A 22,452-nucleotide genomic window follows, 5' to 3' on the forward strand; every position below is an offset into this window, starting at 1 on the left:
ACTATTTTGCCCTTTGAGGAATTTTAGAAAGTGAGTTATTGATGTAGTAGACCCTGACGATCAGCGTCAGCAGGATAGGTATGACCACGTAGTTGTGTTTTAAAACATTGCCCGTTGCGCAAAGTAAGAGAAATCCATATAAAATCAACAGAAATTGGAACCAGTAAGGTTTCCTGTGCTTTGAAATGAAAAAAATCAGCGGCAGCCACAACGGGAATGCCCAAAGCAGATCGTAATTCCAGCTGGTTGTATCATCATTCCTGATCACCCAAAGCGTAACCAATATCCAGCCCGCCAGGCCCACGATAGAAAAAAGAATTTTATCCAATGCAAAATTCACCATTCCTTTCCTGGTCTGCCAATCAGTGAATGCAAGGACGAGCACTGCCATTGTCCAAAAGGTAACCATTGGCGTGAAGGTACCTTTGTACTTGATCGGTTCGGCGGTAAAAAAATCATTGGTGCCCATAACCAGCGGCTGAACGCCTGAGCTCGTTTTCAATTTTGCATTACCGAATGCTGTGGCGAGGTTATCAGGTAAAAAAGTAGCCTGTTCCGCAGTAGCAATTTCGTCGGACTGTGCGCCAATGGCGAGATCCATTCCAAAATCGGCCCATGGATTTTGCTTGTAGGCATACCGGTCGATCCATTGTCGGAAACTGAGTTTTTCTTTGGTATATCCTGTATAAACGAGACTATCGGCAGTAGCTGCCTTCAATGCATTGACCAGACGGGTTGCGCAATTGTCGTAAAAATATTGGTATTGATATTTTCGGTTTTGCGGTAGGTAATTGGTTTCCAGGTAATTGTATAGCTTCTGTTTCTGGGCTTGTGAAAGGTTCAATACCTGCTCGGATACGGACCGGTTTTCGGATCTGTAAAAAGCCACCTGCGGGCCCATTGGCGCGACAGAGATCGTGTAAGGCAATGTTCCTCTCAAAAATTTGATATAAAAATTACCGGATTCGAAACTGAAAGTACCATAACTGTAGGCGGCATCAAGTCCCAATACAGGGTCGTAAATCCAGAGCGCGCTGTGGCCAAAACCGGAGTATAATTCTTCGCCGGGACCAAAAGTCACGAGACTTACCTTCGTTTGCGGGCTTAATGTCGCAAACTGGGCGAATGCAGAAAAAGATTGGCTTATGAGTAAAATACTAATTACTAAATACTTAAAAAACTTGCGGTTGTTTGGGTTCATATTATTCAGGATCCTCGTCCTCATATTTGTCGGATTTCTTTTTCTCTTCTGCCCGGCCGGCCAGGACAATTACAATTTCGCCTTTGATGGTTTTCTCGGAAAAATAAGCAATTACTTCCTGCAAAGTACCTCTTATGTTCTCCTCGAAAATCTTAGTTAACTCTCTGGAAACGCTTACCTGACGATCCGGGCCGAAATATTCGGTGAATTGCGTCAAAGCTTTGATCAGCCTGTGCGGCGATTCGTAAAATATCATGGTCCTTTCTTCCGGTACCAGATTTTGCAAACGCGTTTGTCTGCCTTTTTTGTGGGGTAAAAAACCTTCGAATGTGAAGCGGTCGCTGGGTAAGCCCGAATTAACCAATGCGGGGACGAATGCTGTAGGCCCGGGAAGGCATTCAATGTCTATATCTCTCTTAATACATTCTCTTACCAATAAAAAGCCCGGATCAGAAACAGCGGGCGTACCCGCATCCGAAATCAAGGCAATGGATTCTCCTTTTTGAATGCGGTCCACGACCCTGGAAACTGTCTGGTGTTCATTGTGAATATGGTAGCTCTGCATCGGTTTGGAAATCCCAAGATGTTTCAGCAAGGTGCCCGAAGTGCGGGTATCTTCTGCCAAAACTACATCCACGCTTTTCAGGACATTGATCGCGCGAAGCGTGATGTCTTCGAGGTTGCCGATGGGGGTAGGTACGATATAAAGCTTCATTTTTCAAAAATAGCGTCAATCGCAGCAGCCAGTTTTCTGTCTTTTTCCGTTACAATATCACCGGCATCATGGGTATTTAATTCAATATTGACTTTGTTGTAGGTATTGGTCCAAAACGGGTGGTGATCCATTTCATCCACGGTTTCAGCAACTTCGGTCATAAATGCGAAAGCTTCCTTGAAATCCTTAAAAGTGAAGCTGCGTTTCAGTTTGTTATCTTCCTCGTTCCACATAATTCGTTCATTTAGTTCATTTTAAACATTCTGGTCAATCGGAGGCATATTTTGCAGATTGGCCGGTGCAACTTTGTCTAGCGAATATACAAGGTTTATGGTTGTGATTAAATTTATAAGTGAGCCGCCAAACCGGTTTTGGTCAGTATATTTGAACTTTGTTTTGGCAGATTTCCTTACCAATTTTATGAAAGTAGAACTCGTCCGCGTGAACGACGCCTTCCATTTTGAAGGCAGTGGCTCCTCAGAAATCAAAGTACATACCGATGGCTCGCCGGATATTGGCGGCAGTAACCTCGGGGTAAGGCCTATGGAATTGTTATTAATGGGTTTGGCAAGTTGCAGCGCCATTGACGTAGTGCTTATTCTTAAAAAGCAACGCCAGGATATCACCGATTTTCGCATTTCTGTTGATGGCGACCGTGAGCAGGAAGAAGGTACAATGCGGAAACCGTTCCGGAAAATCAACCTGGTCTTCAAATTTGCTGGAAACCAATTGGATGAAAATAAAATCAACCGTGCCATTGGTTTGTCGATGGATAAATACTGCTCTGCCACCGCGCAAATGGCTGCATTGGCGGAAATTACTTATAGTGTTGAAATTGCAAGCGTTTAACCTGCTTACCCTTTAAGGATCCTTTTAATGCAGCAATACCAGGATTTATTACGTCACATTCTTCGAAACGGCGTCCGCAAAACCGACCGGACCGGAACGGGTACCATTAGTGTGTTTGGCTATCAGATGCGCTTCAACCTGAAAGAAGGTTTTCCTTTGGTCACCACCAAAAAAGTGCATACCAAATCGATCATTTATGAGCTGCTCTGGTTTTTGCAAGGCGATACGAATATTAAATATCTGAAAGACCATAATGTGTCGATCTGGGATGAATGGGCGGACGAAAATGGGGACCTGGGACCGGTTTATGGTAAGCAGTGGCGGAGTTGGGAAGGGGCAAATGGTAAGTCGGTGGATCAGTTGCAGGAGATTCTAAAACAGCTTAAAAATTCTCCGGATTCGCGGCGCATCATTGTTTCCGCCTGGAATCCTGCCGAATTATCTGAAATGAGATTACAACCCTGTCACGCGTTATTCCAATTCTATGTTGCTCCTCCCGATGCGGATATGGGCGAAACAAAAGGCAAGCTTTCCTGTCAGCTTTATCAGCGCAGCGCGGATGTTTTTCTGGGTGTGCCTTTCAACATTGCGAGTTATGCTTTGCTTACGATGATGATCGCACAGGAATGTGATCTGGATTTAGGAGATTTTGTCTGGACAGGTGGCGATACGCATATTTACCTCAATCACCTCGATCAGGTCGAGCTGCAATTAAGCCGTGAACCGAGGGCGCTTCCAACCATGGCTATAAATGCCGATGTTAAAAGCATTTTTGATTTTAAATTCGAGGATTTTGAATTGCAGAATTATAATTCCTGGCCTGGTATCAAAGCGCCAGTTGCTGTTTAGGGATGAGCATCCAATATATTTTAGAGATTATCGGCACGTTCGCCTTTGCCATTTCAGGCGCATTGGCCGTAAAAGATCAGAAATATCAGGATTGGTTTGGCGCTAGCTTCACCGCCTTTATTTCTTCCATCGGAGGTGGAACGCTCCGTGATATTCTGCTCGATAGCTACCCGTTGGTCTGGATCAGCGACATTAATATTATTTACGCTATCATGGCGGGAATTCTGGCCACTTTTATTTTCTACAAGCCTTTGTTAAGGTTGAGAAAAACCTTATTTCTTTTCGACACTTTCGGAATTGCTTTGTTCACCATTGTGGGAACTGAAAAAGCATTGCATTTGGGCGTGAGGCCCGAAATTGCGGTGATTATGGGTGTTTTTACTGCCACAATGGGCGGCGTGATCCGGGATGTGATGACGAATGAAATCCCGATTATTTACAGGAAAGAAGTATATGCAACTGCATGCTTTGCAGGAGCATGCAGTTATCTATTGCTTAATAAATTGGGAGCGGAACGGAATGTCGCATTCATTTCGGCATCATTGATCATCATCATTATCCGGATCCTGGCAGTACGCTATCAGTGGAGCGTACCGCGGTTTTTTAGATAAATATCACAGGTTATTTCTTCTTTTTTTTGCTTCTCGAAACAGTGGCTATGGCTGCTTTTGGAGTAATCTTTGGCTGTATTTCTGCAATTGTTTTTTCAATCTGACCTTTGTAAAAACTGGTAAAAGCCTGATCCGAAGCAGTTCCCAGTGTCAATGCTTTTTGGGCTGCCGGAAGCGCTTCATTGTATTTGCCCAATTTGCTGAGGATCGACGCTTTCAACCATAAATTGTAGTATCCTTCCTTCAAGCCGATCGCTTTATCCGCCATGGCAAGCGCTACCTGCAAATCTTTTCCTTTGAATAAGAGATATCCTGCGCCACTTTCCAGCGTCTGAACGTCCTCCGGTTTTTCGGCAATGGCTTTGTTCAATGCATTCATGGTCAGCGACTCCGTATGCAGGGAAATCGGTACTGGAATTTTTACTGAGGACCATTCAAGGCAGAGATAACCCGTGCTGTCGGTTGATGGATCCACTTCGATTTTGAAAACCTCATTAAATTCCGAAGAAGTTGGCATAACCATAACCCGCGCCGCGTCGTCGGATTCATTGTAAGCTTCAGTGCCCTGTTCATAGTTTTTATTCAAAATGACCGTCCACGCAGCTCCGGACGGAATGGATAGCAATGCATATTTTCCTGCTGGTACCGTTCTGCCACCGAATGTGAATTCTGTGCTGGCTTCAAGGGTAGTTGGAGAATTGGCACCGGTGCGCCAAAGCTGATTATAAGGTGCTAACAGCGAACTGTCGGCAAAAACTTTGCGGCCTTTAATAGAAGGCCGGGAATATTTGATGGTGAAATCCGTGATGCCAATAGTCTGAACCACAGTGGCTCCCTGGCTTGTTGCGGGAGTTCGCTGGGCGATAGAGTTGGTTAGAAGCAAAGTAGCGAGGACAATTGTGAGGATATACTTTTTCATTTTTACTAAGTGGTTTATAGCTTCTGTATTAAACTTGTGGTGAAATTAGAATGAAAAAATCAGATAGCCTAAATGATAAGGGACCGTTTAATTGCCTTACTCAAAACTTATATTCCTGAAACTGGTGAGGAGGAGCAAATGCATCGGGAGACAATCGCATTTGTCAAAGAAAACCCTGAATGCTTTGAAAGAACATTGTTAATAGGACATGTGACCGCGTCCGGCTGGGTACTGTCTGCCAATAAAAACGAAGTGCTGCTAATGCACCATCGCAAACTCGACCGATGGTTTCAACCGGGAGGACATTGCGACGGTGACCCGGATGTGGAAGCTGTTGCCAGAAAAGAAGTTTGGGAAGAAACCGGGATCCAACATCTGGAGTTGTTGAAAAGGAGCATTTACGATATCGATGTTCATTTGATCCCGGCAAACAACGATATTCCAGCACATCACCATTATGACATCCGGTTTGTTTTCCAAATGATAGATGAGCAAACTATTTTGATCAACAGCGAATCCAGGGATGTAAGATGGATTCCGCTCGCCGAAGTCCATCATTTCCATGATTCGGAATCGATTATGCGAATGGTCCGGAAAACTAGCGCTTTATAAATTTCAATGTCCTCTCCTGCTGATCTACCTTGATTTTGACCAGGTAAAGTCCTGATGGGAGGTCATCAGTAGCAATGGTTTGTACACTCGCTAACCGCGCCATTGAATTGTGCCGGGACATCCCATTGATGCCATAAATATTCAATTCAGCAGTTTTGCCCACCAGTGCCCCGGGAATGGAAAGCGTTATTTGTGAATTGGCCGGATTGGGTGAAAGAATGACCGAGCTGAGCAACTCTTCTTCGGTACCTAGCGGCGAAAATTCATTAGCTATGATTTCTTCTGCTTTTAAGGCGCTTGGAACACCATACCCCAACATATTGTCGGGAGTAGCTGCATTGTGCCCCGATTTTTTCAATACATAAATGATCTGCTGGGCAGTGAGATTTGGATGCGCCTGCCAGAGTATGGTTGCCAGTCCTGCAATTTGTGGGGATGAAAATGAAGTCCCGCTGCCATTTGCAACAGTACCGTTCACAGTACCTACCGCAGTTCCCGAGCCTACCGCGGCAACATCCGGCTTTGCCTGGCCAGCCGCATTTGGCCCAACCGAGCTAAGCGCGGCGTAGCTTCTGTCATATGTAGTCGCACCAACGGTCAGCACGGAATCCACATCTGCGGGAGCAGCAATATAATGCCATGCTTTGTTCCCATCATTCCCCGCTGAATTGGTGACGATCATTCCGGTACGGGTAGCAAACCGGGCAGCACGACTGACAATGGTTGTTTTTCCGTCCATATCTTCATAAGTGTGATTGTAAGCAGCATTGTTGAATTCACCGTCGAAAACGGAGTAGCCCAATGACGAGTTGATCACATCTGCACCCAGACTATCGGCACGTTCGGCACCCAGAAGCCAGGTAATTTCCTCATAAGGTGATTCTCCAAAATTGTTTTCTGTGCAATAAAGTGCAAATGAGGCTTTAAATGCAGCACCGATCATCGTCCCAGGCTCGTAAGCCGTAATCGTGGACAATACATTCAGTCCATGGGAGCCGTCATTGTAAATGTTTCCGTCCCTGCCCACAAAATCATGGGTATCAATAATCCGTTTTTCGTCTCTCAATTGTTTGAAATACCCGACAACATCAGCCTGGGCAAAACCATTATCCAGCACTGCGATCAGCATATTTTCACCATGAAAGCCTTTTTTATGCATTTCCGGCACTTCCATTAATGCCAGCTGAGCATTCATGCTGCCATAATCGAGGTCTTCGACCGTCTCAAATTTCTCTTTAACCCCCTCTATCCGTTCAATACCAGCGGATTTGGAAGTAAGGTTCGCAACAGGCAGATCGAGTTCAATTCCTTTGTAAAAAGCCAGCTTTTTAATGGCCGCCAATTGGGCATCAGAAGCTTCGACCAATGAGGCATTGAACCAGCGGGATGAATAAATAACAGCTGCGCCGGTTTGCTTCACGGCAGCGACATAGGTAGGATTAACCGGGAAATCCCTGGTTGTAATTGAGATATTTTGTTTTGCTCTCCTTGCAATAGACCTTTCAGAAAGATAGGTGGAAGGTTTTTCAACTGTATAAGGGGAGCCGGTTTTGTCTTTGAAAAGCACAAGATATCTCGGATTACTTTGTGCAAAGCTTTGTCCGGTCAAAAAAGTTGCAAGCAGTGTGAGTAATAGATTTTTGATCATTTTTTACTAAAATTTTGAATAGTTGTGATTTCTTTCCAGCCTGAATTGATAACCCCTTTTCCAATACAATCTGCTGTGTAACAATATTGCAGGTAAAGCCGCTCACGCCTTATCAGACCAACGTTTCTAGCATATATTTCTATATACTTCTTTCTCGACAAAAGTGTTGAGTCATCCTGAATTACTATCGTGATGGTATTGGGGAAAAATAATGAGCGGATTTGGTAAGATTTGTCTACTTGCACGGCATTGCATTCGCGCTTATTATTGACATTAAAAGTATTGGCATTCCAATGCGAACCCTCGAAAACCGGGAGGCTGATTTTGATTACGGGCTTTCCATTTTCCTGTTCAAAGAAACGGTTAGAAGCGCGCCAGCCAGCAGTAATTGAATCGGTTTTCCAAAAAGTCCCATCAGTTTGGGAAGAATATTGAAATGGAAAAACCTTTTGCCCGTCGGCCCTGTAAAATGAATCTGCAATCGTTTTTTTGTAGTGGTAGCGGGCTATTTGATCCGGTTCGTCAATGCGGTACTGCGCTAGTCCAACTTCAAAGTCTGAATATCGACCTGATTCCAATGGAAAATATTCCTGATCGTCTAGTTTTTCAGGATTTTCAGAAGAACAGGAGAAAAGGAGGAATATGAAAAACAATAAGGTGAAATTTCTTCCAAGCATGTGTTAGTGTTTGATAATCAGGCAAACTTTTCACCAGAAATGGCCCTGCCACCCAAATGCGGACATTCAAGAAGTGCTTTTATCCCGGGATAAGGTACGATGGTTTTCAAATAGTGGTAATTGTTTGCCAGCGAGATAATGCTGTTGTGGTCACCCATTGAAATATCAACATCGTTCATTCCAAACTGACAGGGATGCTCGTAGCCAGCTGCATGGGTTATTTCAATGATTTCCTTGGCCAGCGTCGTCATATAATTGTTAAACCGCTGCGTTTTTAATACTGGATCAATGCCTGCTTCCAGCCATTTGTTATTGGTGGTAATGCCGGTCGGGCAGCGATTGGTATGACAGATCTGTGCTTGGATGCAGCCAATGGACATCATGGCTTCCCTCGCAACATTGATTACGTCGGCACCCATGGAGAATGCCATCACTGCTTGTGCCGGAAGTCCCAGCTTGCCGGATGCGATGAAAGTAACTTTTTCCGTCAGGCTCCGTTTCTGGAAAATTTTATAAACCGTACTGAATGCAAATACCAGAGGAAGGGAGACGTGATCCGCGAAAGAAGGCGGAGCGGCTCCTGTACCACCTTCACCGCCGTCAATGGTAATAAAATCTGGCCCTTTTCCGGTTTCAACCATGAGATCTGCCAGCTGTTCCCACATATCCGTTTTACCCACCGCAGATTTGATCCCGACAGGTAAGCCGGTTTTTTCAGCCATGAGCTCGATGAAATCGATCATTTCTGGGATATTGGAAAAAGCACTGTGATAGGGTGGGGATACCACGTCAACACCCATTGGAACGTGCCTGATTTCGGCAATTTCAGCAGTTATTTTGCTTGCGGGAAGCACACCTCCTTTTCCCGGTTTGGCACCCTGAGAAAGTTTCAGCTCGATCATTCGGACAAAAGGATTGCTTTCCGTCAGTTTGATGAGCTTTTCCATCGAAAAATTTCCCTCCGCATCACGGACGCCAAAGTATGAAGTACCCATGTTGAACACAACGTCTGCACCATATTTGTGATAAGGGGATAAACCTCCTTCGCCTGTATTATGATAATTGCCGAATTGGAAAGATCCTTTGTTGAGGGACTCAATGGCCCGTGAAGAAAGGGAACCAAAGCTCATCGCGCTTACATTTACGACCGAGCGGGGGCGATATGGACGTTTTCTATTGTGATATGCCCCAATAACTTTAACGGAAGGAATGGTATAATGATGCGGATCATTGCCGTTTTTGACATGATGGTTATGGGTAGAATCCAGCTTTAAAGGCAGCATAGCCGGTTTTACAAAAACATAACCCGGCTCCTGCATATTCTGGTCCGTACCAAAGCCCTGATAATTGTTTTCTTTTTTCGATGAAGCATAAATCCAGGAACGCTGGCGGCGGTTGAAGGGAAGTTCTTCGCGGTTATTGGCGACAATGTACTGCCGTAATTCAGGGCCAATGGTTTCGAGCCAGTAACGAATGTGGCCTACAATGGGAAAATTATGCTGAATGGTATGCTTTCGCTGCAAAATATCCCGCAATGCAATGATTACCAACACAATGATAATGTAAACCCAAAAGGGAACGGATGCCAGAAAAGCCATAGTGGTGTCCATAAAAAGCAGCAATGTTTGTTATACTTCCTCCCAGGCGGTGACTTTCGCCAGGTCTTTCCAATACCCCGGATAAGATTTTACGACAACGCCAGGCTCTTCAATAATCACGGGGAAAACCATTCCAACAGGCGCAAATGCCATTGCCATGCGGTGATCATCGTAAGTATGGATCGAAGGGGATAGGATTGGGCCAGGATCTTTTATGCCGTGAACTTCGTACAAATGGTCTTTTTCGATTTCCATTAATTCAGCACCAAGCTTTTGGAGTTCCTGCTGCAATGCAAAAATCCGGTCTGTTTCCTTGATTTTTAAACTTTCAATACCTGTAAGCGAAAGACGGATCCCTTTCACGGCGCAGCAAACGGCAACGGTTTGTGCGAGATCGGGACAATCGGTAAAATCCCAGCCAATGGATGCAGCCGGCGGAATTTTGGTAAGCAGTACGCCACGTTCTGTAAAAACACTATCGACACCTAAATGCTTCATAATCTGCACAATGGCACTATCTCCCTGCAAAGAATCCTTTTTTAAACCCAGTAATTCAACCTTCGCGTCTTCGGCCAGCGCGACAATGCTATACCAGTAACTCGCCCCAGACCAATCGGATTCGATTGCATAAGGATGCGGCTGGTATTTCATGGGAGGAATTGTCAGGGTATTGGTTTGCCAGTCGGCTTTGTAATCGATGCCGAAATGCGCCATTTGATTAAGCGTCATTTCAATATAAGGCCGCGAGCCAACTTCGCCTTGGAGCTTAATGGTGAGACCGCTGGGCAACTCCGGCGCAATCATTAATAAAGCAGAAATATATTGGCTGCTGACGTCGCCCCGCATGCTGATTTCCCTGTTTCCTGAATAAGAAAATCCATTCAATTTCAATGGTGGATAACCCTCTTCTTTTTCATAGCTAATATCTGCTCCCAAGAAACGCAATGCATCGACCAAAATCCCTATAGGTCTTTCACACATTCGGGCAGTGCCGGTCATGGTTTTGGTTTGATTGGTAACCGCAAAATATGCGGTCAAGAAACGCATGGTTGTTCCGGCATCAATTACATCTGCAATTTCATCGTCGGAATTGAGCAGGCGCAGCATGGTTTGGGAGTCGCGTGCTTCTGAGATATTGGAAAGTTCGCATTGGAAGCCAGTCAATGCATTGATGATCAAAGCTCTGTTGCACTCACTTTTGGAAGCAGCCAGTTGTATTTCTGCCCGTATAGGTTGTTTTGGGGGATTGACTAAAATGGATTTCACTTTGAAAAAATCAGATAATAACTCAGTATGTTTCCAGCACTTTCAGTTTGTTGCGGCCATTGATTTTGAGGGAGGCGAATGTAAGTTTATAACAAACAAAACCTGCGGCCATCAATGAACCTCCCACGATAAATGATGAAGTATCGGTTGTAAATCGTTTGTTATCAACGCCTTTGTTGAAAAAATCTGCGCCAATGTAAATAAGGCCTGCTAAGGGAAGCAGCGGAGCGAGCTGTGATATAAATGGGATCCTTCTGGATACTTTCATCAGGCGAACATCTTTTAGCAAAATTTCCTGGTAATCCATCCGGCCAACGGCTTCGTTGATAATCGCAATGCTAAAAGAAGAATCGGTAACGCTTGCAATGGACTCGTTGAAACGGATGGTCTCATCATGCATCCTGAATTTAATGTTATCTCCGGGAAAAAAGCGATATCTGTGAAATCCGCCAATTACAGGCGAGGCGTCCAATACAAGGTATTTTTGTCCGGGCGTTGCGATAATCCTGTTTGTATTGCCTTGTTTTATAAAAAGCTCTTCGCTGGTGAGGGCTTTCTTAGGGTCATAATGATCTTGCGACCATGCTGAAAGATTCCCTAAAAGAAGCAAAACGACAATTGGAACGAGTTGTCTCATAATGTAAAAAGAATGGTTCAAATATAGGGAATCATTCTTTTAAACGGGTGAAAGTGTTGCAATGTTGCTCATTTTAAAGGCGATGAATTAATCCTGTTCGCGACCGGCACCAACCCGCGGACGAGGTAGCGGATTAACCGTTTTAATGCTGGGTTTTTGATTTTAATTATATTAGGCTGTTGAGCATCGGGCTTACTGGCAGGCGGATGGCTTTATTAAGAGAAGTATTGGACGATGCCAATTGAATTAGGATATTTGCGGCGCCCGGCAATCTAAATATGCCCTTTGGTAAAATTATAAAGAAGCTCATTCATTTGACGTATATGTATCAGGCCAGTTATTTGAAACATTTCGCGGAGGAAGTTTTTCTAGCGATAGGATGTTCGACCGAGGAGGCACGACTGGCTTCGGAAGTGCTCGTGAGCGCCGATTTGCGCGGCGTAGATTCCCACGGAATTGCGCGTCTGGCGGGTTATGTGCGTCTGTACGACCATGGGAGGCTTAACCCGAATCCGGAAGTAAAAGTTGTTTACGAAACTCCCAGTACGGCTGTCGTAGACGGAGATCGTGGGTTAGGGTTGGTAGTCGCCCCAAAAGCGATGGAAATTGCAATGGAAAAGGCCGAAAAGGTTGGTTCGGGGTGGGTTTCGGTTAGGAATTCGAATCATTTCGGAATTGCAGGATATCATGCCATGTTGGCTTTGGAAAAGGATATGATCGGCTGGACAATGACCAATGCAGCGCCGCTTGTCACCCCAACATTTTCACTGGATAAGTTATTGGGAACCAATCCAATTGCTGTGGCAGTACCCGCTTTTGAGGAGCCAGCATTTGTGGCAGATTTCGCATCTACTGCCGTGGCATATGGTAAGTTTGAGATATTGCAGCGCAAAGGTCTTTCCGCGCCGTTGGGCTGGGCGCAGGATGCGGAAGGTAATGCTACCACCGATTCCAATGCTGTGAAAAGCGGCGGAGGTTTGCTCCCATTAGGTTCGGACCGGGAGCATGGAAGTCATAAGGGTTATGGATTGGGCGCGATCGTCGATATTTTTTCGGGCGTATTATCGGGCGCTAATTTTGGCCCCTGGGTTCCGCCATTTGCAACCGCAGGATTCATGACGGCGCAGGAAGGCGTAGGGTTGGGGACCGGACATTTTCTGGGCGCAATGCGCGTCGACGGGTTCCGTCCCGCCGAAGATTTCAAAAAAGATATGGACAAATGGATCCGGGCATTCCGTGGCGCAAGGGCAGTTGAAGGCCAGAAAGTAATCATCCCGGGAGATCCCGAGCGTGAAATGGAAGCAGAAAGAGCAGTAAATGGTATTTCACTATTAGAACCGGTCATTCATTCCCTCTCCGAACTCGCAACCCGATTTAATATCCCATTTGAAAAGAATATTTAAATATTTAACTATAAAAAAAGAAAGCTAACAGCCAAACGCTAACAGCTAAAAAGCTAAAAGCCAATAAGCCATCAAAGCCCAAATCACTATGTCCCGTAATTTTAAAGTTGGATTATTCGTCACCATCGCAATCCTGTTCACCACTTTCTCATTTTACTTCTGGCAAATCTTTAAAACCCCGAATCTTCAGGCCGATAAACAATCCAGTTTTGCTTTGCTGATCCCCGAGGGGGCCACTTATAAATCCGTCCTCGATACATTGAATAAGCATGACGTTATCAACGATCATATCTCGTTTCAATTTTTAGCCAAATTTTTGAAATATCCTGAAAAAGTAAAACCTGGACGGTATGTGATCAAACCAGGCACCAACAATTATGCAGCCATTAAGAAACTGGTTTCTGGTGATCAGGATGCGGTGAAGCTGACTTTTAACAACATTAGGCTAAAAGAAGATCTGATCAAAAGAATTGGGAGCCGTTTTGAATTTGGAGAAGACCAGTTTCGGAAAGCGCTGAATGATCCGGCCGTCTGCGATAAATATGGCTTGGACACGCTCACCATTGTTTCCATGTTCCTGCCCAATACTTATGACATTTACTGGACAACCGGTACGGAAAAATTTCTGGATAGAATGCACAGTGAGTACAAAAAATACTGGACAGACGAAAAATTGGCAAAAGCGAAGGAAATTAATCTAACGCCCGTACAGGTTTCGATCCTGGCATCCATTGTAGAAGAAGAGCAAGCGCGTAAAGTGGATGAGCGTCCTCGCGTGGCAGGCCTGTATGTCAATCGTTTAAGGGCGCAAATGCCGTTGCAGGCTGATCCCACCATTAAATTTGCATTACAGGATTTTGCGATCAAACGGATTCTTAACGGTCAGCTGCTGATCAAATCTCCCTATAACACTTACATGAACACCGGACTTCCTCCCGGGCCGATCCGCGTGGCAGATTTCAATTCACTGGATGCCGTTTTAAATTATGATAAGCACGATTACATTTATATGTGTGCCAAAGCGGATTTGTCCGGTTATCACGCATTTGCAACAAATTATACCGACCATCTCAATAATGCGCGGTTATACCAGGCGGAGTTGAACAGGCTCAAAATCATGAAATAGGCATGTTTGTTTACGAGGTTAAAGGTATAAGGGTGCGCTATGCGGACACAGACCAGATGGGTTATGTGTACTACGGAAATTATGCCCGATACTATGAGATTGGAAGGGTGGAAGCATTGCGCAGCCTGGATTTTCATTATAAAGTGATGGAAGACGAAGGTGTGATGATGCCGGTTTACGAAAGTCATTTTCGCTATCTGAAACCAGGCCGCTATGATGATGAGCTGAACATTCAGGTAACCATAAAGGACATGCCGGGCATTCGTATTTTCTTTCAATACGAGATACGGAATCAGCAAAATGTGCTGTTGAATACGGGCGACACCACATTAGTGTTTCAAAGGCGTGATAATGGAAAACTATGCCTTGCACCTGATAAGCTTTTGAATAAGCTTAAACCTTATTTTGACATTAAGGAATAACCAATCGGAAAGTTATGCTTGAAAAACTGTTGAAAAACCGCCATATCAAGCGAATTATCATTTGGCTGCAGAAGACTACTATGTTAAGAAGTAAGGCTTCTTTCTATGATATACTGGTGAATCTGGTACGCAGCAACCGAAAGTATGACATTGACCAACGCGCGTCAGCCGTCGCTTTCAGCCTTACCCTGGCATTATTTCCGGCCATCATATTCTTATTTACCCTCATTCCCTACATTCCTATTGAACACCTGGATCAGCAGATCATGGGATTACTGCGGGAAAACCTTCCCCGTGGACTTTTCGACGACGCGGACCAGACGATCATGGATATTCTCAGCCGGCCGCGGAAAGGTGTATTGTCTTTTGGGTTTATATTTGCGATGATCGCCTCCACGAATGGAATGATGTCCCTGATGCGCTCCTTCGACATGGTCTATGATGATTCTGAAACACGTGGGTTTCTCAAAGTAAGAGGGATTGCTATCCTGCTTACTTTGCTGCTGATTGCGGTACTTTTTCTTTCTGTGATTCTGCTTATTGTTGGAGATGCAGTGATGAATTTGCTTGGTGATTGGCATGTGGTGAAGGACTCATCGCTGATCCCTGTTCTGAATGTAACGCGGTATCTGATCAGCCTTGGAGCATTAATGCTGACTATTTCGATCATATATCGTTTTGCACCTTCCCACGGCAGGCAGAATAATTTTGTGAATGTGGGCTCTATTGTGGCTTCCGTACTGATTTTGGCCGCCACTTATGGCTTCTCTTTTTACCTTTCCCGGTTCAGCTCCTACAATAAGCTTTACGGTTCGATTGGAACAATGATCGCGCTGATGATCTGGCTCTATTTACTGGCTTTTGTAATCATCCTCGGCTTTGAAATCAATGCCAGCATTGCGGCCGCTTCGGGCAGGAAAAATTACGTGAAATCCTGACATACCGTAAAATAACATTCTTCCCTGCATATTTTGATACTTGCTAATTTTGTGCTCTTAGGCATGAAAAAAACATCATCAAACTGACTGGATCAGCATTATGGGTTGAAATGAAAGAACATGAAAAACCCTTGGTCACGGTAATATTGACTACCTATAATCAGGAAAAATACATTGAGGAAACCCTTACTTCAGTATTTTATCAAACATATCCCTTCATTCAATTAATCGTCATTGACAATGCCAGCACCGACGGCACAATGGCTATAATTGATTGCCTCAGAAGTACTGCCCCGGCATTTCAAATTATCAGGAATGATATCAATGCAGGTTTATGCAAGGCATTCAATCAAGGTCTCGCGCTTGCAAAGGGTAAGTATGTGATTGACCTTTCCGGAGATGATATTATGATCGCCGATCGGGTCGAAAGGCAGGTTGAGTGTTTTGAAAACCTTTCTGAAGACTACGGTGTAATTTTTACAAATGGATGCTACATTGATAACTTGGGCAGACGGCTAAATAATCATTACCGGGTGGATGAAAACGGCAGGTCTGTGGCGCACATCCCCTCCGGTGATGTCTATAAAAATGTCCTTGAAAGATATTTCATATGCACGCCGACAATGATGATGAGGACAGACATTCTTAACCAGCTGGGTGGCTATGATGAAGCTTTGTTATTTGAAGATTTTGACTTTTGGATCAGGTCCTCGGTGCGTTTCAGCTATTATTATCTGGATGAAATTCTGACATTAAAGAGAGTCGTTCCCGCATCACTATCTTCTATGGTTTATCGCAAGGGCAGCGGAATGCTTGCTTCCTATTACGCAGTTTGCAACAAGGCTTACGATCTCAACAGGGACCAGCAGGAATTTGATCTTTTGGCTGCACGGATACGTACATTCATTCGGAAATGTTTGTACGCGCAGGAGTTCGATTTAGCTATCCGTTTTAGGAGTTTGCTGAATTACATCGAAAATCCGGGCTGGCAGACCGAGTTCATTGTCTTATTGTGCAGGCTGCATCTTCCTGTTAATTTTGCTTACAGGTTTTACATTAAAAACTTAAAAAAAGCACCTGCCCAGGAAGGATTTGGCTTTTGATGTTGTTAACCCTGAAAGCTGTATTTTTTTTATGCCCGCTGAGTTTATTAAAATTTACCCCCAAAACCCTGATGAAAGGCGTATTCGTCAGGTAGTTGATTGCCTTCGCAATGGAGGTTTGGTCATTTATCCAACAGATACCGTCTACGGCTTGGGATGTGACATTTACAATACCCGCGCCGTTGAACGGATCGCCCGGATCAAAGGAATTAAACCACAGAAGAACGACTTTTCATTTATTTGCTTCGATTTAAGTCATATCGCTGATTTTGCGAGAGTCGGAAATACTGCTTTTAAATTGATGAAAAGGGTCTTGCCTGGCCCTTATACATTTATTCTGGATGCTAACAGCAATGTTCCCAAGCTTTTAAATACCAATAAGAAGACGGTCGGTATTCGTGTTCCGGATCATATGATCCCGAGGCTGATGGTTAAAGAATTGGGGAATCCAATAGTTACCACTTCCATCAAAGATGACGATGAAATTATCGAGTACTCAACTGATCCAGAGTTGATTTATGAGAAGTTTGAGCATTTGGTAGATATGGTAATTGATGGTGGGTATGGCGGAAATATTCCATCAACGATTGTAAGGGCTGACAACGATACCTTCGAGATAGTACGGGAAGGCCTTGGGGATACGAGCGTTTTCCTCTGAGCAAAATTGTAATGATTTAAGTCAGTATTGAACATTGCTAGCCAGAGAAAATAATTATTATAAATTTTTTGATAATATCATAAGGCTTTACCATATTTGATAGTGCCGGAATTTTTGAGTTTAGATGATCAGTTCAACGAGGTTCGGATCGAATTACAGTACCTGCCTTGCCTGGAATATTTTACTTGCATACTTCAGCACGACCGGATTTTCATTGATGTGGATGAAAGGTATGTGAAGCAGACCTATCGAAACCGGTGCAACGTGCTCACCACTAATAAGATAGACGTATTAACTGTTCCGGTAAGAGGATACGACGCAGCCAGCCCCACAAAAGACATTTTAATTGATTACAACCAGGACTGGATCAGGCGTCACTTGGGTTGTTTTAAATCGGCGTACGGAAAATCCCCGTTTTACGAATTCTACGCCCCCGAATTAATTGATATCTATCATAAGAGGTTGCCATTTCTTGTCGATTTGAATTATGAATTATTGACAATTTGTCTTAGATTGGTAGGTATAAAAAAGGAGGTTAAGTACAATTTGTCAGGTGATGAAAAAGGTGTAAAAAGGCTTGTCGACGCTGTTTCGGTCATAAACAATCAGAAAAGCCACAAATCGCCTAAATATTATCAACCAGTGCCCTACTATCAGACCTTTGGGAATGATTTTATCAGCAACCTGAGCATAGTAGACTTACTTTTTAACATGGGGCCGGAAGCAAAAAGTGTTTTGTTAAGATCCTGTAAATACTGATCAGGCTATTTTGAACAAACAAGGATCAAGTAGCGTTTAGACTATTAAACACTTTTTTATTGCTACACAATGGAAGCAAAATTTTCGAATAGAGTGAAAGAAGTAATTTCAATGAGCCGGGAAGAGGCCCTCCGTCTCGGACATGATTACATCGGTGCAGAACATTTATTGTTGGGAATGATTCGTGAGGGCGATGGTGTGGCGATTGGCTTACTTAAAAAGCTCGGTGTTTCACTCGATGATGTGAGGCAGACCATTGAGCAGGCAACCAAGGGTGCTGCAACCAATAATGTTAAAAATCTTCAAAATATCCCGCTCACCAGGCAGTCGGAGAAAGTTTTAAAAATTACTTATCTGGAAGCCAAGATATTTAAAAGCACCCTGATTGGAACGGAGCATTTACTGCTTTCCATTTTGAGGGATGAAGATAATGTAGGCACCCAGATATTACATAAATTTAATGTTAACTACGAAGTCATTAAGGAAATGTTAGAATATCAATCATCTGGATCCAGACCTCATATGGGGCCGGAGACCGAAGACGGTGATGATGAGGCAAGAGGTGGAATGTTTGGAAGTGGAGGCTCAGCATCCGGAAAAGAATCAAAAGGCGCAGAAAAATCACGTACACCAGTATTGGATAACTTTGGACGCGATTTAACGAAAATGGCCGAAGTCGGCAAGCTTGATCCGATCGTGGGGCGTGAGAAAGAAATTGAACGCGTTGCACAGATACTCAGCCGCCGTAAAAAGAATAATCCTATTCTGATCGGTGAGCCAGGTGTAGGTAAAACTGCCATAGCAGAAGGCCTCGCACTTCGGATCGTACAGAAGAAAGTATCCCGGGTTCTTTTTGGGAAACGCGTTGTTACCCTGGATCTTGCCTCATTGGTTGCTGGTACTAAATACCGCGGGCAATTTGAGGAAAGAATGAAAGCTGTAATGAATGAACTTGAAAAGTCGCCCGACGTGATCCTGTTCATTGATGAGCTTCATACCATTGTTGGCGCAGGTGGTGCATCAGGTTCGCTGGATGCTTCCAACATGTTCAAGCCAGCACTTTCCCGCGGAGAAATACAGTGTATCGGAGCTACCACATTAGATGAATATCGCCAGTATATTGAGAAAGACGGTGCACTTGCACGTCGTTTCCAAATGGTCATGGTGGATGCAACTTCTATTGAGGAAACAATTCAGATCCTGGAAAATATCAAAGACAAATACGAAGATCATCACCACGTTAATTACACGCCGGAGTCGATCAGTACTGCTGTAAAGTTGTCTGAAAGATACATTACCGACAGGTTTTTGCCGGATAAGGCAATTGACGTGATGGATGAGGTGGGCGCCAGAGTTCACATTAGTAATATCACTGTTCCAGAGGATATTCTTGTCCTGGAGGAGCAAATTGAGAACATCAAGCAGGAGAAAAACAGGGTTGTAAAAAGCCAGAAATACGAAGAGGCAGCGCAGCTTAGAGATCGTGAAAAGAAATTGATTGATCAGCTAGACCGCGCTAAACTGGCCTGGGAGGAGGAGACAAAGCAAAAGCGCTATACAGTAACTGAACACAATGTTGCGGAAGTCGTAGCAATGATGACAGGAATTCCGGTTACCAATGTTTCAATGGATGAAGGCAAGAAATTGCTTAACATGGGTGAGGAGCTGAAAGCAAAAGTGATAGGCCAGGATCCTCCGATTGAAAAACTTACTAAAGCAATTCAACGTACGAGGGTAGGATTGAAAGATCCTAAGAAACCAATTGGTTCTTTCATTTTCCTTGGCCCAACCGGGGTAGGCAAAACGGAATTAGCCAAAGTACTTTCTTCCTATCTGTTTGATAAAGAAGATTCACTGGTGCGCATTGATATGAGTGAGTACATGGAGAAATTCAGTGTATCGCGCTTAGTTGGAGCACCTCCGGGATATGTGGGTTATGAAGAAGGCGGTCAGTTGACTGAGAAAATCCGTCGTAAGCCTTACAGCGTCGTATTGCTTGATGAGATTGAAAAAGCGCATCCGGATGTATTCAATATCCTTTTGCAAGTATTGGACGATGGAATTCTGACGGATGGGTTAGGTCGCAGAGTCGATTTCAGAAACACGATCATCATCATGACTTCAAACATTGGAGCGCGCGATTTGAAGGATTTCGGTTCAGGAATTGGTTTCTCTACCAAAGCCAAATCTGAAAATCAGGATGATATTATGAAGAGTACCATTCAAAGTGCGCTTCGGAAAGCTTTCTCGCCGGAATTCCTGAACAGACTTGACGATGTAATTGTGTTTAACTCACTTCAACGTGAAGATTTGCATAGGATCATCGATATCTCATTGGGCAAGTTGTTCAATAGGGTAAAAGGTCTGGGATATGAAATTGAATTGACCATTCCAGCCAAAGATTTTCTTTCCGAGAAAGGATATGATCCGCAATACGGTGCTCGTCCTTTGAACCGTGCGATTCAAAAATATCTTGAAGATCCAGTTGCGGAAGAAATATTGAAAGGTGATCTGCGTGAGGGCGATGTTTTGGTTGCTAATCATGAAGAAAACAGTGAACAGCTTGTTATTAGTGTTCGTAAAAAGGAAGAGGAACTTGCCAATTAATCGGTAACTCCGAAAGAAAGTGATAATGATGCTTAAAGGCAGATCGCAAGATCTGCCTTTTTTGTTTTCAATTCTTGTCAACACTATGCAAAAGGAAAGGCCGTTTTATAGATCGCGTTATGAATTAGTTTATATTTAGACATTGAAAATTGAAATAACATAATGACCAAATATTTTTGGAAATCGCTTTGCATGCTCATTTTTGGCCTGCTCATATGCTCTGCAAGTTTGGTTGCTCAAAAACTTTCTCCCGGCCCGCAGGTATTGAATTTTTTCTCGGATGCGGACGATACCGAACAACCTTACGGACTATATCTGCCAAAGGGTTATGATCCAAATAAAAAGTATCCATTGGTAATCATGCTTCATGGGGCTGGCTCTAATCATCGGCTTGCTTTGCGTCGAGTATTTGGAAAAAGTAACGCAGAAGGAGAAACGGATGTAGAAGCCAGTCGTTATTTCCCGGAATGGGAGGATGTGGAATTTATAGTTGCGTCGCCTTATGCAAGAGGTACGGCGGGTTATCAGGGAATACCAGAGGAAGATGTTTATGATGTGCTTGCAGACGTTAAAAAGAGGTTCAATATTGACGAAAATAAGACTTATCTCACCGGCTTGTCTATGGGTGGAGGCGGAACATTGTGGATTGGACTTACCCGGCCAGACATTTGGGCGGCAATTGCAGCGGTATGTCCAGCCCCTCCCGCCGAAACTTTTGATCTCGCATCCAATGCACTGAATTTTCCTATTCATCTTTTCCACGGCGACGCCGATCCTGTCGTCCCGGTTGCAGGAACTCAAAAATGGGTCTCACATTTTCAGGATATTGGCGTAGAAGTGAGTTACAAAGAATTTGTCGATGTGAAACATGATAGTTGGGTGAGCGCTTACGACAATGAATTTATATTTGAATGGTTTAGCCATGCTGAAAGAAACCCACATCCGGATCGGGTAAATTTTGTGAGTAAGCAATACAAATACAACAAAGCATTTTGGGTGACTTTTGATAAGATCAACTATGGATCACTTGCGGAAATAGATGCGAAAATGTCAAAAGTGAACACTGCCGAAATCACTACCAAAAATTTGCAGGCGTTTACAGTCAATCTTAAGGGACATCCAAAATTTAAGCCAGGCTCCAATATTGCTTTCACCATCGATGGAAAAGCTGTTTCTGCCAAAACTGACAGCACACTATCTTTTTCAAAAAATGCCACAGGATGGTCATTGGTAGCGACCACGCCCGCTGCGCCATCATCAACCCTTACGAAAATGAAGGGAGCGGAGGGGCCTATTTTTGATGCATTCTCTACCCGGCATATTTACGTTTACGGCACGGCAGATAATCCAGCCGGAGATGAACTTAGAAATAGATTGGACATAGCCAACAAGGCGGCTGAATGGTCGCAATACCGCGGGCCGTTTTTGGGCAGGGTTATGTTTTTCCCACGTGTAATGTCGGATAAGGAAGTACGGCCAAGTGACCTGGAAAGCTGTAACCTGATTTTGTTTGGTACGAAGGAAAGTAATTCACTTATAGCAAAATACGCTAATAAGCTTCCGGTTCATTTAAGCCCGTCGGATAAGTCACATGGTCTTTTTTATGTGTTTCCGATAGAAAAACATTATGTCGCTGTCAGTTCAGGCTTGCCCTGGTGGACGGGCGCGCCGGATCAGGGTTATCCATTTGTGCCTGTAATGCATCGGAAACTTTCAGAATTCAAAGATCTGGTGTTTTTTAAAGATTCTTCGACAAACCTTATTACCGATACATCGTTTACCGAAAACTGGCAGTTAAGTGAGGATACTAAAAATAAACTCACATCATCAGGAGTTATCAGCATTACCAAATAA

Annotated in this window: 22 protein-coding genes; 13 read left to right on the forward strand and 9 right to left on the reverse strand. The window is 44.0% G+C overall.

The features are described from left to right. Position 1 precedes the first annotated feature (1 nt). Genes FHS68_RS05540 through FHS68_RS05550 form a run of 3 tightly spaced genes read right to left on the reverse strand, consistent with a single transcriptional unit; the run spans position 2 to position 2,149 of the window. The gene (locus tag FHS68_RS05540; protein ID WP_229211779.1) at positions 2–1,225 is read right to left on the reverse strand and encodes a lipoprotein N-acyltransferase Lnb domain-containing protein; all 1,224 of its coding nucleotides are present in this window, start codon (positions 1,223–1,225) and stop codon (positions 2–4) included. Further along, a complete protein-coding gene (rsmI, locus tag FHS68_RS05545) occupies positions 1,203–1,916 on the reverse strand; it encodes a 16S rRNA (cytidine(1402)-2'-O)-methyltransferase (RefSeq protein ID WP_167267942.1) in 714 nt (237 codons plus the stop codon). Before rsmI ends, FHS68_RS05540 begins: the two co-directional genes overlap by 23 nt. Further along, positions 1,913–2,149, reverse strand: a complete 237-nt coding sequence (locus FHS68_RS05550) for a 4a-hydroxytetrahydrobiopterin dehydratase (protein WP_167267944.1) — start codon at positions 2,147–2,149, stop codon at positions 1,913–1,915. The genes rsmI and FHS68_RS05550 overlap by 4 nt, the downstream gene beginning before the upstream one ends. Before the next feature lie 187 nt (positions 2,150–2,336). On the opposite strand from FHS68_RS05550, the gene FHS68_RS05555 reads away from it, so the two are divergent. The 3 genes from FHS68_RS05555 to FHS68_RS05565 are packed head-to-tail and all read left to right on the forward strand — an operon-like array spanning position 2,337 to position 4,225. After that, positions 2,337–2,765 carry an OsmC family protein gene (locus FHS68_RS05555; RefSeq protein WP_167267945.1) on the forward strand — a complete coding sequence of 143 codons (429 nt, stop codon included), beginning with the start codon at positions 2,337–2,339 and terminating at the stop codon, positions 2,763–2,765. 27 nt (positions 2,766–2,792) lie between these two features. Beyond that, positions 2,793–3,614, forward strand: coding sequence for a thymidylate synthase (locus FHS68_RS05560; protein WP_167267947.1), 822 nt, complete (start codon positions 2,793–2,795; stop codon positions 3,612–3,614). Between the two features lie 2 nt (positions 3,615–3,616). Beyond that, entirely contained in the window at positions 3,617–4,225 is a 609-nt protein-coding gene (locus FHS68_RS05565) for a trimeric intracellular cation channel family protein (protein WP_167267949.1), read from the forward strand. Between the two features lie 10 nt (positions 4,226–4,235). Here the strand turns inward: FHS68_RS05565 and FHS68_RS05570 are convergent, their stop codons facing one another. Continuing rightward, positions 4,236–5,144 (reverse strand): DUF2911 domain-containing protein, encoded by a 909-nt coding sequence (locus FHS68_RS05570; RefSeq protein WP_167267950.1) that lies wholly within the window; start codon positions 5,142–5,144, stop codon positions 4,236–4,238. A 72-nt stretch (positions 5,145–5,216) separates the two neighbouring features. On the opposite strand from FHS68_RS05570, the gene FHS68_RS05575 reads away from it, so the two are divergent. Beyond that, on the forward strand, positions 5,217–5,756 hold the full coding sequence (locus tag FHS68_RS05575; protein ID WP_167267952.1) for an NUDIX hydrolase: 540 nt from the start codon (positions 5,217–5,219) through the stop codon (positions 5,754–5,756). On the opposite strand, the gene FHS68_RS05580 is transcribed toward FHS68_RS05575, so the two are convergent. Genes FHS68_RS05580 through FHS68_RS05600 form a run of 5 tightly spaced genes read right to left on the reverse strand, consistent with a single transcriptional unit; the run spans position 5,743 to position 11,582 of the window. Further along, complete coding sequence (locus FHS68_RS05580; protein WP_167267953.1) at positions 5,743–7,404, reverse strand: S8 family peptidase; 1,662 nt, start codon at positions 7,402–7,404, stop codon at positions 5,743–5,745. The two genes, FHS68_RS05575 and FHS68_RS05580, sit on opposite strands and share 14 nt — an antisense overlap. Next, a complete protein-coding gene (locus tag FHS68_RS05585; protein ID WP_167267955.1) occupies positions 7,401–8,081 on the reverse strand; it encodes a hypothetical protein in 681 nt (226 codons plus the stop codon). Before FHS68_RS05585 ends, FHS68_RS05580 begins: the two co-directional genes overlap by 4 nt. Before the next feature lie 17 nt (positions 8,082–8,098). Next, entirely contained in the window at positions 8,099–9,691 is a 1,593-nt protein-coding gene (locus FHS68_RS05590; protein ID WP_167267956.1) for an FMN-binding glutamate synthase family protein, read from the reverse strand. Positions 9,692–9,709: 18 nt separating this feature from the next. Then, positions 9,710–10,945 carry a 3-phosphoshikimate 1-carboxyvinyltransferase gene (locus FHS68_RS05595; RefSeq protein ID WP_167267958.1) on the reverse strand — a complete coding sequence of 412 codons (1,236 nt, stop codon included), beginning with the start codon at positions 10,943–10,945 and terminating at the stop codon, positions 9,710–9,712. A 22-nt stretch (positions 10,946–10,967) separates the two neighbouring features. Continuing rightward, positions 10,968–11,582 carry a hypothetical protein gene (locus FHS68_RS05600; protein ID WP_167267959.1) on the reverse strand — a complete coding sequence of 205 codons (615 nt, stop codon included), beginning with the start codon at positions 11,580–11,582 and terminating at the stop codon, positions 10,968–10,970. Positions 11,583–11,905: 323 nt separating this feature from the next. On the opposite strand from FHS68_RS05600, the gene FHS68_RS05605 reads away from it, so the two are divergent. The 9 genes from FHS68_RS05605 (at position 11,906) to FHS68_RS05645 (ending at position 22,452) form a co-directional block, all read left to right on the forward strand. Then, positions 11,906–12,985, forward strand: coding sequence for an Ldh family oxidoreductase (locus FHS68_RS05605; protein WP_167268761.1), 1,080 nt, complete (start codon positions 11,906–11,908; stop codon positions 12,983–12,985). 88 nt (positions 12,986–13,073) lie between these two features. Beyond that, on the forward strand, positions 13,074–14,111 hold the full coding sequence (mltG, locus tag FHS68_RS05610; protein WP_167267961.1) for an endolytic transglycosylase MltG: 1,038 nt from the start codon (positions 13,074–13,076) through the stop codon (positions 14,109–14,111). A 2-nt stretch (positions 14,112–14,113) separates the two neighbouring features. Continuing rightward, positions 14,114–14,533 carry an acyl-CoA thioesterase gene (locus FHS68_RS05615; RefSeq protein ID WP_167267963.1) on the forward strand — a complete coding sequence of 140 codons (420 nt, stop codon included), beginning with the start codon at positions 14,114–14,116 and terminating at the stop codon, positions 14,531–14,533. Between the two features lie 14 nt (positions 14,534–14,547). Then, positions 14,548–15,471, forward strand: coding sequence for a YihY/virulence factor BrkB family protein (locus tag FHS68_RS05620; protein ID WP_167267965.1), 924 nt, complete (start codon positions 14,548–14,550; stop codon positions 15,469–15,471). 110 nt (positions 15,472–15,581) lie between these two features. Further along, positions 15,582–16,574: a glycosyltransferase gene (locus FHS68_RS05625; RefSeq protein WP_167267966.1), complete on the forward strand. Its 993-nt coding sequence runs from the start codon at positions 15,582–15,584 to the stop codon at positions 16,572–16,574. Between the two features lie 31 nt (positions 16,575–16,605). Beyond that, complete coding sequence (locus FHS68_RS05630; RefSeq protein ID WP_167267968.1) at positions 16,606–17,232, forward strand: L-threonylcarbamoyladenylate synthase; 627 nt, start codon at positions 16,606–16,608, stop codon at positions 17,230–17,232. A 102-nt stretch (positions 17,233–17,334) separates the two neighbouring features. Then, positions 17,335–17,991 carry a WbqC family protein gene (locus FHS68_RS05635; protein WP_310588507.1) on the forward strand — a complete coding sequence of 219 codons (657 nt, stop codon included), beginning with the start codon at positions 17,335–17,337 and terminating at the stop codon, positions 17,989–17,991. Positions 17,992–18,060: 69 nt separating this feature from the next. Further along, positions 18,061–20,598 (forward strand): ATP-dependent Clp protease ATP-binding subunit, encoded by a 2,538-nt coding sequence (locus FHS68_RS05640; protein ID WP_167267973.1) that lies wholly within the window; start codon positions 18,061–18,063, stop codon positions 20,596–20,598. A 162-nt stretch (positions 20,599–20,760) separates the two neighbouring features. Beyond that, positions 20,761–22,452, forward strand: coding sequence for a carboxylesterase family protein (locus FHS68_RS05645; RefSeq protein WP_167267975.1), 1,692 nt, complete (start codon positions 20,761–20,763; stop codon positions 22,450–22,452).

This window comes from Dyadobacter arcticus (genome assembly GCF_011762185.1).
Taxonomy (GTDB): Bacteria; Bacteroidota; Bacteroidia; order Cytophagales; family Spirosomataceae; genus Dyadobacter; species Dyadobacter arcticus.